The sequence below is a fragment of the Jeotgalibacillus sp. ET6 genome (assembly GCF_029667115.1).
Taxonomy (GTDB): domain Bacteria; phylum Bacillota; class Bacilli; order Bacillales; family Jeotgalibacillaceae; genus Jeotgalibacillus.
On record NZ_JARUIU010000003.1, the window covers coordinates 232,201 to 245,031 of the forward strand.

At 32.3% G+C, this 12,831-nt stretch carries 6 protein-coding genes; 1 reads left to right on the plus strand and 5 read right to left on the minus strand.

The window, feature by feature from the left end:
• Positions 1–42: 42 nt before the first annotated feature.
• On the minus strand, positions 43–642 hold the full coding sequence (locus tag P6709_RS09940; RefSeq protein WP_278240770.1) for a TetR/AcrR family transcriptional regulator: 600 nt from the start codon (positions 640–642) through the stop codon (positions 43–45).
• Between the two features lie 259 nt (positions 643–901).
• On the opposite strand from P6709_RS09940, the gene P6709_RS09945 reads away from it, so the two are divergent.
• The gene (locus P6709_RS09945) at positions 902–1,780 is read left to right on the plus strand and encodes a phosphoadenosine phosphosulfate reductase domain-containing protein (protein WP_278241061.1); all 879 of its coding nucleotides are present in this window, start codon (positions 902–904) and stop codon (positions 1,778–1,780) included.
• A 120-nt stretch (positions 1,781–1,900) separates the two neighbouring features.
• Here P6709_RS09945 and P6709_RS09950 read toward each other — a convergent pair whose 3' ends face one another.
• From P6709_RS09950 to P6709_RS09965, 4 genes are all read right to left on the minus strand, one after another.
• Positions 1,901–5,239 carry a hypothetical protein gene (locus P6709_RS09950; RefSeq protein WP_278240771.1) on the minus strand — a complete coding sequence of 1,113 codons (3,339 nt, stop codon included), beginning with the start codon at positions 5,237–5,239 and terminating at the stop codon, positions 1,901–1,903.
• Positions 5,236–6,102: a DUF4007 family protein gene (locus P6709_RS09955; protein WP_278240772.1), complete on the minus strand. Its 867-nt coding sequence runs from the start codon at positions 6,100–6,102 to the stop codon at positions 5,236–5,238. The genes P6709_RS09950 and P6709_RS09955 overlap by 4 nt, the downstream gene beginning before the upstream one ends.
• Positions 6,103–6,220: 118 nt before the next feature.
• Positions 6,221–11,248 carry an FtsK/SpoIIIE domain-containing protein gene (locus tag P6709_RS09960; RefSeq protein ID WP_278240773.1) on the minus strand — a complete coding sequence of 1,676 codons (5,028 nt, stop codon included), beginning with the start codon at positions 11,246–11,248 and terminating at the stop codon, positions 6,221–6,223.
• Positions 11,248–12,831, minus strand: coding sequence for a hypothetical protein (locus tag P6709_RS09965; RefSeq protein WP_278240774.1), 1,584 nt, complete (start codon positions 12,829–12,831; stop codon positions 11,248–11,250). Before P6709_RS09965 ends, P6709_RS09960 begins: the two co-directional genes overlap by 1 nt.

The window sequence follows — 12,831 nt, forward strand, 5'->3', positions numbered from 1 at the left end:
TCGATCAATCATTTTAATGGTAAAAAGCAGACCGATTACGGCTTAGCGTATCGGTCCAAATAACCGGATGGCGAACGGAGCAAACTCTTCCCAAAGATCTTGATCCGGCTCATCCACAGTCGTTAAGCGAATGCCCATCAAAAAGCTGATATAGGAGCCTGCAGTGAATAGCGGATCACTCTTTTCCAGCTGTCCATCCTTCTGTCCTTTTACAATTAACAAAGAAAGTTTTTTGCGAAATTCATCATGGAATGCATTCAATTCCTCAAACTGCTTGGCAAAACGGATTTCCTGGCCAATCACCTGGACGACTAAACGCAAATAGGTGCTCAGTCTTGAAAACAACTGAATTTGAGTGCCGACCAGCCGCTCAATCTCAGCCAACGCATCCTCTGCCTCTTCATCAAAATCCAGTACCCCCGCCTTCAGCTCCTCCAGCGGCTCCATCACCGCATGATGAAACAGTTCCTCCTTCGTCGCGAAATAGGTAAACACACTTCCAAAACTAACCCCCGAAGCCTTGGCCACCTTCGAAACCGTCGTATCATTAAAGCCCTGCTCAGAAAACAGTAGAACAGCCTGCTCCAAAATCTTTGCCCGCTTTTGCTCCATCCTTTGCTGCTGGTCTTTTGATGTGGACATTTTGAGTCACTCCTTTAGGTTGTTATAATTATTTTTGATTGATTGATTGATCAATCATAATATTATCTAAAAACTGATATATTGTACAGATTTTTTAAAATCTAATTATGGAATATTTCGGTTCAATATTAGCTAAAATTTAGCAAGTTTATGAGCAGTATTGTCAAATTCGAGTCACATAAATGTTATAATTCTACATGTGTTCTAATTTTATATTTAGTAAACCTTACTAAATAGAGAGGTGATTTTAGATTTGAATATGAATAATGTTAAAACTCAAAAAACCACAGATCGTTCTGCTTTGGGAATATTAAAAGCTGGAACAGATAATTTAAATACTTCGCGAAAACCTGTTCATGTTGCTATGTTTAGCGGAGGAGCTTCTTCAGCTTATATCGCTTATCATATCGTTCAAAAGTATGGAAAAGAAAATTGTATATTATTTTTTACAGATACCTTGTGGGAAGATGAAGATAATTATAGATTTATGGATGAAGTTGCGGAGTATATTGGTATGGAAATTACAACACGGATAGATGGTAGGACACCTGAAGAAGTGTTTCATGATGTAAGATTCTTAGGTAATTCTAGAATGGCAAAGTGTTCAGAAGAATTAAAGGTTAGGCAAACATTAGTTTATTTAGAAGAACTAAGGGATGAACAAAATTTAGAACCTATTCTTTATTTTGGAATAGGTCCTCATGAACAACACAGAGCAATAAACTTACAAAATTTTTATGAGCATAATCCACTTGAAGCAATAAGCACAAGGTTTCCAATGATTGAAACTTTCAAGGAAGACCTGGATACAAAAAAAATTATAAGAGATGAATGGAAAATAGCATTACCAAGAATGTATGGATTAGGATTTTCCCACGCAAACTGTGCTGGACGCTGCGTACGAGGAGGATTAGGTCATTATGCACTTTTATACAACGTTTGGCCTGACCAGTATGCAGAGCAGGAAGCTATGGAAGAGCGTTTCCGTGAAAAATTTGATAAAGATGTGTCAATACTTAAGAGAAACAGTAAAGCATTCACTCTAAAAGAATATAGAGAGTTGATGGATACACATGGAGTAGAAAAATATCTTAGCGAAAAGGATGATACTATTCCTTGTGTATGTTCATTTTCTTAAAGCATATCCTATAAAATAATTTAAAAATCGTCTGTTTCATATTGATGAAACAGACGATTTTTATTGAATTTATCCTCATCAAAAATGCTTTATCTTTATGCGTAAAATACTTCCATTATACTACTCTTCAATTTCTGTTAAAATCTTGTACAAGATATATTTGACTTCGTTTTTCGATAGATTTCTACCACCCGCTGTAACAACTCTATTAAGATTGCTGTAAATTGTCTTTCCTTTAACAGACAGTTCAGTTTCCTCAATATTTAGTAGTACACTCCCACTATTTGAAAGTGTGATTTGTCCTTCTTGGCTTTGTATTTGGCTAAGTTGATTAATGGAAGATTTGAACGACTCACCAGTTACATCGGACCAATCTTCAATTTTCGAACCTACAGTTTTTTCAATTAATACTGATAGCCAGTCTTCATTTTTAATTGCTTTATCATGCACAAGGCGTAATACCGGTTTATCACTAATTAATTGCTTGTGATTCTCTCCCCAAGTTATCCAATTATCAACATCTAAAATACTTTTTACTTGGTTACTAATTGATTCTTTATAATGAAAGATATGATTTTCTAGAGAGCTTTTCAGCTGATTTAAAACCTTATTAGAGTTTTCTTCAACTATTGCTTGAACTCTTCTCAAAGATTCTAAAGGATCAGTTTCACTATGTCTTATTGCATTCTTAAACAATAAAACTTCCTTAGGTTGATCCTCTGTTATTTGCGTTATTCTTGGTAGCTTTCTCAACCATGTTAGCAGCTCGCTAAATATAATTGCTGGTTGTTGGGGAAGCAAATTATTAAAAAAGGTCTCGTTTAATATCCTAAGCACATATTCTTGATTACTGGTCAATTGATACATCTCATATTCATAAAAATCTACATCTTGTTCAATAATGTCATACAGTAAATCTGCATTCATTTGGTCTACATAAAAATCATTGGCATAGAAAGCCATCTTATTCCAATAATCTCTTATTAAAGAAATGCATAATAGTGGCACTATAGGCTTTCTCATCCCAAAAGGTTCACTTAATAAAATACTAAACAAATCACTGATTTTACCACGATTATAATGTTCTAAATAATGTGTGAGTGCTTGTCTCATTTTAAATAATTGACCGTTTTCCAAGTTATCAAGATGCTCATAACTATATCCGTTATTCTTTAATAAGGAAGCATAAATTAAATAATCCGGACCATATCCTTCTATTTCAAGTTCCCCATTAAAAGTAGGTCTTAATAAACCCTGTAACACTTCTATAGCCGATTTCTTTTGAATACTTGAAACATTTCTCTTATTAAAGCCTTCATTTCTTACTTCAAGAGTATCCGGGTATTTTTCAAACATCCATTCACTTAAGTAGCTTTGAAAATTTTCTTTTGAAAAGAAACCTTGTACTGGCTTTCCTTTAAAATACCAATTTGCTTTCATATTATTAAATTCTTCTAAAGGTGCCAAGATCTTTTGAATTTCATACTGTGTGTTTTCTATACTAATTTCTATCTCATTTCTTATATTTTTATCTTGCTCAAGAATTAAATTATCCTTTAGCATAGTATTTAAAATAATATACTTATCTATATACTCTTTCAGGAGCTTACTATTCACAAGGGGTATACAATAAAGGGTATCAGTTACGTTAGAAAGCTCTAAATTTTCAAAATCATATTTAGGATCAAAATCTGGATCTAATATATATACTACTATTCCATCAGCAGTACTTTCCTTCTTTAGTTCAAATCTATCTAAAGAAAAAATGGATTCTATATAGCGAATCATGCTTTTTTCATTGTTATATTCAATTGGTAAAAAATAATTTTGAGAAAATAATTTACCAATAAAATCTTCACGATTAGTATTTGTAATTATTTGAGACGTCCTATACTCCTCTACAAGTCGTTCAAATTCAATAATAGATCCACTAAATAGTTCATAGGAAGATGCGAAACGATTATATCTTACAAGTTTTTTGTTCTTTAATTCTTTAATAGTTCCTTTAATAGTATCTTGGCTTAATCCAAGGGAAAAAGCTAAAAAGTTTTCATCTATATTTAAAGTAGAATTAGTTATTTTTAGCAACGTCATAAATTTAATAACTCTTATTGCTTCTTCTGATACATGATAGCTATAGGCCGATCTTAGATATTTTAATTCCTCTATTAAATAAAATGCTGACTCATCCGGGTAAAAGTAATTAAACAGCTTATCGGCATAGTACCATTCTGAATCCAAAGAATATTTGTCAATCTCAGCTAAGAATGTATATAGGGTTCTATCATTTTGTCCGAGTATATTCGATAAAGTCGGCAGTAATCTTAATGCTAATGGATGGATAGGCTGACAACCTTCTAATATTGCACCGTCAATTTCTTGGGGAGTCATCTCAGGAAATAGATTATATTTTAAAATTTCACTTCTTAAGTACTCCAAGTCTTTTATTAAAAACAGATTTGCTCCACTGTCTTCGCGATTCATTTCAAGAATTTTAAAAGCAGATCTAAAAAATAGGGATGGATCACTTTCTAATCGATGGTTTTTAAAACGTTTTTCTACTCTTTCTAACTCTGTAGTCGTTAAGTTATTATTTGAAGCTGCATATTGACTAAGTCCAGTATGAGTAATAAATAACGCTCCAAAATTATTTACTCTATTTAGTAATTCAGCTAAATCTTGGAGATCTTGCATTGTATGATAAATTTGCTCTTGATTGACAGTTTGTAAAAACCTTCCAAATTCATCAAAAATAATAAACATACCTATCTTTTTATTACTTAACTGATGAATCAAATAGTTTATCTGTTCTAAGAACGATACTTTATTTTGAGAAATAAATTCCGCTCCTGATGTTAACTGTGAGTACATGTTTTTAAACTTTATAATTGCTTCTTCTTCACCAGATTTAATAGCAGTTATAAAAGTTTCAAAACCTATGTTAAGTCTTGAACAGTAGACTTTAAATTTGTTAAAAGTTTCTGGGTACTCTTTTTCCCAATTCGAAACTGTTTTAATTATACTTTCACTCTCACCCTTCAAAGAAAAACTTATTCCTTCATTGCGTAGAGATTGGGTAATCGCTTCTAATATAATTTCTGAGAATTCGCCTTTTCTTCCAGTGATAGAAACAGAAATCCATTTATTCGTTTTGGCATCAACCGCAAATTCAATTACCTTTTTAGTATCCACACTAACCGTGCTCACATTATTTATAAATCCTTTAACTAACTTGCTATTTTTCCTAGCCGTTACAATAGAAGCTGCTAATGCTCCCACCATTGACTTCCCAGCTCCGTATGGACCTATCAGCAAATGCGTATTGTTATCATTCTTAGTAACTCCGCTTATAATATCTACTAAAATATCTAATTGGTTAACATTAGGCACAAACTGTTCGAAGAGTTCGGGTTTACCAATATCGTAATTGATGTTAATGCTTGGTTGAAATTTTTTCATATTAAAACCTCTTCAGCAAAAGACTTATTGATAAAATCGATTGAAGTGTATTTATTTTGAATACGAACTATATCTAATCGGTTGGTCCTTGTAAACACAACAGGGAATCCCTCTTTCACCAGATTTTCGACTATTTCCACTATTTCGCTCTGAGAAAATTGAAAGACTCTGCCTAATAATTCAGGTGAATATACTAATTCATTTATACTAAGTTCGTTTTTATCATGCTTTTCCATATATATGAGAAGTACAGTGTAGATAAGATTTAAACTAAAATTACTGATTGTCATCTTCGTATAATTTGTTTTAATCGTTTGAGCTAGCAAACCTAATTCCTCAAAAGGGCTCCTAATCACGTCTTCCGGAGTTGCGTCTTTGAAGTTTTTTGGTAAGTATGTTGCTATCAAGCAATCAATATCTCTTCTTTGGGAGTTTATTGAAACTTTTCTTTTGAATTTTTCTTCCACCCAATTTTCAAGCTCTTTTGATAATGAAGCTTTATCAAAGACTTCTTCGTTATACACATTAAAGAACCAGTACCACGTAGTCGCTACATTAATATCGGTTACTAACAAATAATGTAGTAAACCTTTAGTGAAGTTCTTTTGTAGATGTGGATCTTTCTTTAAAACAATTGAACCTTTATCAGTTAAATAATGTTCTATTTTGGTTTTTTTGACCTCGTCCAAAATTTTTGTAGCAGTCATCCAATATCTGACTGATTTAGCCATATTTTTACCTACACCTAGCTTTTCAAAGTGATCATCTTCGTAGAAAAATCTAGGGTTATCATAAATTTCCCTCATTCCTTTATACAACCATTGTGGCCGCAAATAAAAACTTTGATGTTGACCAAATCCCATTTTATTACCAACTTTCTAGTATACTTGATTATCGTTACTGGAAGCTTTTCTCCAGAAGTGTTTTTTCTGAAAAGAATGCACCTAGATAATGTAATCTAGATGCATCTTTTGAAGAAGATCAGTTACTCATAAAATATTTTAATAAAGCTCGCTTAACTACAGGAGTCAAGAATGGACTTTTTCCTCTTGTTACTTTCTGACTTGAGGTTTTAGCTAGGAAATCGCCTTTACCACCTAAGTTCTCTGCGCCGCCTTCTCCTAAGATAACAGATGACGCTATTGAATCAGTAGCTCTTAAAGCTAGTCTAGCACCAAGGTTATTTCTTATATTTGTATTAATAATATCCGACTTAGGATTTTGAGTACAAATGATTAAATGAATCCCTGCAGCTCTAGCTTTTTGGCCCAATCTTAGAATAGCATTTTCTACCTGATTAGCTATTTCTTTTTCTTGGCTCATAAAATCGGCAAATTCGTCAAATACTACAACAATTCTTGGCATGTTAATACCTGTAGCTTCGATGTACTCATCTAAATTACTAGCAAATTCCTTTTTAAACAAACCATAACGTTTTTCCATTTCTTCAACAAGATTATTGAGGGTCAGAACAGCCTCATCTATCCCTGTTACAACAGAATGGGTATGTGGTAAGTCCTCGTATATCGAAAATTCTACTTGTTTAGGATCAATAAACACAAATTGCAATTTTGAAGGATCATAAAAACACATCGTCCCTAATATAATTGCATTAAGTGTAACACTCTTACCACTACCTGTAGTGCCTCCAGTCAATAAATGTGGTGTAGTAGGATCTGAAAGATCAATGTACGTTACATTGTTTAGTGGATCAATCCCTAATGGAGCAACTAAGTTTGTTTTCTTTACAATACCACTCAATTGCTCTCTAGCTATTTTCATAAATTCTTCAAAATAAACTGTCTCCGGTTCTTCCCGTACAATATCAATATTTAACCCATGCCTATCTATAAACATGTTGGGTTCTTGATCCAACTGTAGCCAAATTTGAATCCTTGATTTTGTTTTCATAATTTTTTCAGGAGGAATAGACTTTGGAAATGAAAGATTAAACCGAATCACACTTGAACCGACAATTATTTCTTTAACTTTGACATTGTAATTAAGCTGGTTGTAATTTGTTTCTATCACAGATACATATTTCCTTTTCAGCTCTGTGTGATCTTTCTCACTATTTTCTTTCGGATTTTGGACTCCCTTTAGTGCAAGTTCTTCAGGAAATACATTGAGTTCTTGTTCTAGAGGTGGACCATTATTACCAGTCTCGTCATCATTGTCTTCAGGAAGTTTTTTCTCCTCGTAACCTGTATCTTCATTCTGATCAACACTCGGTGGCTTAGAAGCTTCCTCCTCTTCATCTATCTCCTCTTTGTGGTTTTTCATGACCAAGCTTTCCGAAAAGCTTTGATCGGGTTCTGAAAGTTCTTCGTAGTCAGGCTCAGTTATATACGTTGCACCTAACTCACTTAATATGAAGGTTCGATTATAAATAAAATTCGTATGCTCACCATCTAAAAGGTCTTTATAAACATTCTCCTGAACCATTTCATAAGAATTCTCATAAAGGTTAGATGTGTAGCAATAAGCATCTATTGATGTATCAATATCTACTTTAATAGTACTAACTTCTGCACTCTGCAATTTTCTTAACAGGTGTGCTTGTTCAGGGCTATACGTTTCTTTTTCAATAAAGTAGTGTACTAGTTCGTTTCTCCAATATTCAGCATCCGCTTTATTTTTAGTGAAATCGAATAGATTTTCGTATAGCTTCTTTCCGGACTCTATTTGTTTTATAGCATCATACCGTTCTCTCTCGAATATTGATTGGCTAACAAATTTCAACTCTAATAATTCAAAGTTTAACGAGATTTCACCGTTATCTTCATGCAAAGTAGTAATCACAAGGTCAGGCCTTCTTTTGTTTTTACCGAACCATGGAAGCTCATCACATGTGGCCCATACTTGGAAGCTGCTTGATTCTTTCGAACGATGTTTTTTGCTCAAATAGGTAGCGACCATTTCATGAGAATATTTTCCAGGTCCGATTGCTTTTAATACTAAGGCTCCAGAAATTGATTTTACATATCGCACTGCTTCTTTCACTTTATCTTTATCGATGTTATCGCTTTTTAAAACTAAAGAAAGCTTCTTAGTTAACCGATCATAATATTCGTAATCTTGAGCATTTGAGTTCAATTTTTTAATATACTCTGACGATGAAACTATTACCTTATAGTTCTTATTAGCCCCAGCTTTGGATTTGTATTGAATAATCTGAGCTTTAGATGAAGCCTTTTCTAACAGGGACTTATCTAAATACCTATCCATAAACATAATCCAGTTAAAGTTATCATGCATATAATCAATAAGCTCATTGTCTGAGAAATTTGATAAAGAAATCTTATTTTTTAGGACAAAAATCTCATCTTCCTCTAACATTTCTTTCTTTTGGAAAATATATTGAAGCTGATAAAAAGATTTTAAAACGTTTGGCATGTATTCACTTACATACGATATACGTTTTAGTTGCTCAGTTTCAAGCAGAGGTTCTTTAAAAATCAGATTCAACCACTTGTCAGTTTTTTTGTAATCAATTTTATCAAACTCATACTTCACCTGATTACTTTGTCCAAAATAATCAGCTAGGATTACTAAATCTGCATCTATCATATGAGCTTCAATTTGATTAGAAATGTCGTTAATCTTATTTCCAGATATTACATTAACTTCAACCACGGGAAATTTACTAAACCCCTCTGGATTTGTAAACTCTTCTCTTTTTTTAATCCACTGATTAATCACTTGATGCATGATTGCTGCCTGTGTTGAATGTACTGTAATTTTAAGTTTATTGAGGTCTTTAAACTTTCTAAATAAAGAATCAATAGATTTTGTTATGATATCTGCACTTTGACAGTACAAAAATAATATATCTAAACCGTCTTTCGCATAAGGATATACTTCAAAGTAGCTCTTAACGCTTTTCACTAGTTCTTCTGATAACTCATTGGACAAGTAATCCATGTTGTCAGATCGCTTAGTATTTAAAATAAATTGCCCTTCTCCAAGTACTTCGTTTATCTCTATTAAAAAAGCATCGTCTCCATCACTTGAAAAATATCTAGGAGCTAAATTTAGCGTTTTTTCATTTACGTGTTCTAAATAATCATCCAGATTTGTAACTTCTAACTCTTCGTCTTGACTGCGTTGAAACCATTCTTGTATTTGATTATCTAATACTTCAAACCTTGAAATATAACTTATTAACCGAATTGGATTTAGTAAAGTTAATATTCTTTCATGACTAAATCCTGACTGACCTGCTTTTACATCTAAAGAATCAATTGCTCCAATGTAATTAATATAACGATATATATGATTCGCTACATCAACTGAAGTTGTAACGCCTGAAAGAACATCATCAAGTTCAGTTTTTAAACGATGAATATCTATCGAAAAAACACCTTCATTAAAAAACTGCTTTAATATATCTACATAGTTATCTAGGAAAGACGAAAAAATATCAAAATGTTCCTGTACACCTGGTTCGTTTATGGATAGATATCCTTGAACACGTAGCTGAATTTCATTTTTAACATCTACAAGTTCAACTTCGTCTTCTTGGAAATTTTTAAGGTAGGGGATTTTATTTTCAAAAATTGAGTCTTTAAATAGTTGAAATTGCAGCTCTTCAAATCCAGTTACCTTAAACTTTTCAGTTGCTAAAATTGTATTGTCATTGTTTATTAACAATAAATTAAAAGAAAGACTTTCATTAGCAGACTCGTCAAGAGTAATATTATCAACAGAATTCATATCGAATTCTATAGAAGGAGTGATGTTTGATATTTTTGATAAGTATACTAAAACTGTATTTCTCATCTGCTCAGTTAATTTTCGATTGCTAACAGTTAATTTAAATCTTGAGCTTTTATCAATGAGTTCTAAATTATCATCTATAAGAGCAAATATTTCGTATTGTAAGGCATCTATAATATCGTAATAATCCTTAGGGTGCAGTAGCTTTTCCACCCTCCGAGATATAACTTTATCCAATTTGTGCTGCGATAACTCTTCTTCAAATTCTTCTAAGAATTCTTGAATTGCATCCGGATTAGAATTTCTATCAATTTCATTTATTCCTTCTTCTATAGTATTTTTTTCTTGCTTTGAAATATTCGGATTATTGTCTATTAAAGCCATTCTTATTTTTTCTGTTAAAGTAGATTTCGTCTTAAAGTTTAATGCTGCTTCCACTGTAGAGAATTCATATTCATAGGCTCCATAGTTCTTTTGATTAATAAACTCAACCATTACTTTTTCAAAATTTTGACCACTTATCCCATTCCATAGTTCATCTGCAAAATTATTCTGTTCGTGTGTTTCAACAAACAAATATAAGTTATTTAGTAACTTCTCTGTATCTAAGTTCCCGTTAGGTTTTTGAAGATTAGACAGATAATAGTTATCCCGAAGTCTTTTAATTCCTTTAGTTCCAATTATTAATTCTTTATCTTTAAACAAATTCAATTCAGGTAAATTGGTTTGGATTTTTTCAATTATTGATGGGGTATTTTGATTTAACGCTTTTTCAAGAAACCTCAGAATGAACCTTAATTGAGGTTCTGTTAATTTGCTATACATAGAAAAGAAATCACGTAAAGTATCAATTTCTTCTACAGCCATGTTATAACGCTCAGACAATAAGGAATATAAGCTGTTTAAACCTGTACTCGAAAGCAAATAACCTTCATCTATTGAAAATAGATTCTCCAAGCTCTGTGCTTCTGGAGTTAATTCATTTATAACAATAATAAGAGCGTGATTAGTAGATGTATAATTTCTTAACCAGGTACTAGTCTCATGCTCTTTTAATTTGAAGTGGTCATACCCATCTACACCCTTAATTGTTCGGATAATAGGGGTATAGAATGTGTCTAATTCCATTTGTTTTTGATTAAGTTCTTCTAACAGTGATAAAACATTTTTTTCAGTTAATCCACTTATTTTAATAAAGAGTTTGCTAGTGCCTTCATTTCTTTGATTATTAAAATGATCCAATAAAATTCGATAAACCCAATTACCTAAAATTTCATGCGAGTTACTCATTATTGCACCACCCCTGCTGCCTTTTCATAAGGATTTCTAATCATTGCAGTTGCATCAGAATACTCAACTAGAAGTCCATTGTGTCTTAATTTCTCTCTAAGAGCGTACTCATTCCTATGAAAATAACTAACATTTAACTTAGAGCTTTCATATGTCCCATCTTCTTTAGCTTGAATTTCACCGATGATGAATCCGTACTTTTGATAAATTTTTTCTAAAAATGTGTGAAACTCTTCCTGAGACTGGGGATCAAGGTTAGCATAAACTAGTGCCTGGATAAATGTGTCTGACATATAGTACCTATATTTACTTCCCCTTCGAAAACCTCCATAGCCGCCATCCCTAGTTAAACCCCTTACAATATTAAGTTGATGTTTTTTAAGTTGGTCTGAGACTATCTCTTTTACAGTATTAAATAGATAATTCATTACATCACTATAGGTTTTACATTTTTGAATTACTTTTTCGATTTTATTTTTCCTAACTTTTGAAAGTCGATTTAACCCCAATAAATCAATGATAATAGCGGGGTCATTCTTCCACACTGCTAAATTATTTTCAACAAATTCCTTTGACGAAATTTTACTTGTAAAAGTATGTTTAAAATAATCTTCAAACTTATTCTTGATTAGAAGTTCATTATTGCTAAAAGATTTAGAGGAAAGCTTTTGTATAGGGCCAACCTGGGCATCGAGGCAGTCAAAAAAGAAAGTGATTTTTTCATCATGAATTGTACTTTTTTTAAGCATATAGCGTCCTAGTTGAAAAGTAATAAGGCTGGTCATTAATTCAAATAACTCATATATATCAATGTTTAAATTGATTAATCTACTAAATTCCTCAGCAAATTCCTCATAAATCGGATCATCTGTTGTAGGTAACATAGGATATTCCCTGTTACTATCTAGTTCTTTTTTTAATGGATAATACTCATTATTTAATTTAGAATTATCATCTAAACAATTTGTGATTTTTTTTACTACACCTTCAATCGCCTTGTTTTTGCTCAATAATTCTCTTAGTCTTTCTTCGATATTACTCCTTAGTAAACGATTATTTTCAGTACCATATGATAACATTAGAAAATATAATTCCCCGCCACGAGCAAAGAAATTCCTCTCAAAACTATATGTCTTTTTATCATCTTTAGTTTGTGTTCTTAATTCAAAATATAGTAATGATTCATGTAAAGGGTAAAGTGTTTTAGCATACCAAGAGCGATTCGCTGGTTTCCCCGTTCCATCTGTCAAGGGGATTTCCAGATTGCGGAAAAAATCACGAATTACATTTAATTTGTCTTTATTTTCAACAACTTTATAGAGGGAGTCCTTTTGCTCCGTGGTTAAACTTACAATTCCATCCTTAGAACCCTCTTTATTTCCTTCAAAAATAAACTGTCTAAGTCCCGTAGATCGAACTCGAGAATAATTTGATGCTGAGAAATCGTAATCAGTTCCTTTTAGAACATTTAAAAATTCCAGAACATATTCTGGACCCTTTTGTCCATCTCTAAATCTATGTCCCCAGATCTTCGCAGACAGTTGAGTTGAAAGCTCTTCTGGATTTTCTTTTTTCGATACCAT

What these genes read in the sequence shown, in the direction of transcription:
- P6709_RS09940 (WP_278240770.1), bottom strand. Translation starts at nt 642, where the DNA reads ATGTCCACATCAAAAGACCAGCAGCAAAGGATGGAGCAAAAGCGGGCA.
- P6709_RS09945 (WP_278241061.1), top strand. Translation starts at nt 902, where the DNA reads ATGAATAATGTTAAAACTCAAAAAACCACAGATCGTTCTGCTTTGGGA.
- P6709_RS09950 (WP_278240771.1), bottom strand. Translation starts at nt 5,239, where the DNA reads ATGAAAAAATTTCAACCAAGCATTAACATCAATTACGATATTGGTAAA.
- P6709_RS09955 (WP_278240772.1), bottom strand. Translation starts at nt 6,102, where the DNA reads ATGGGATTTGGTCAACATCAAAGTTTTTATTTGCGGCCACAATGGTTG.
- P6709_RS09960 (WP_278240773.1), bottom strand. Translation starts at nt 11,248, where the DNA reads ATGAGTAACTCGCATGAAATTTTAGGTAATTGGGTTTATCGAATTTTA.
- P6709_RS09965 (WP_278240774.1), bottom strand. Translation starts at nt 12,831, where the DNA reads ATGGTATCGAAAAAAGAAAATCCAGAAGAGCTTTCAACTCAACTGTCT.